Consider the following 245-nt stretch of genomic DNA (forward strand, 5'->3'; position numbering starts at 1 on the left):
GGCCGCGCTCGAACACTTATGGTGGGGCCACCTATGGCGGTGCGACCGGCGGCAGCGTCAATCCTTCCGACAATTCGAGCAGTGTGGCGGGAGCCCCGCCGCAAGATCTTGGCACGGTGGGCATCTCGCCTGATGATCCGCGCATTGCGCAGGATGGCGAGGGCGGCTTCGATGCCGGTGCGCCGATCGATCTTTCGACGCTTGCGGGCGGCGGTCCGGAGGGACCTGCCCCGGCCGTCGGTCCC

General features: G+C 69.0%; 1 protein-coding gene. It reads left to right on the plus strand.

The genetic code is table 11. From position 1 onward, the window contains the following. Positions 1–245: hypothetical protein (locus CH341_RS35575; RefSeq protein WP_210208755.1), on the plus strand; the 245-nt coding region annotated here is incomplete at both ends.

Origin of the sequence: Rhodoplanes roseus (assembly GCF_003258865.1) — a bacterium.
Lineage (GTDB): Bacteria > Pseudomonadota > Alphaproteobacteria > Rhizobiales > Xanthobacteraceae > Rhodoplanes > Rhodoplanes roseus.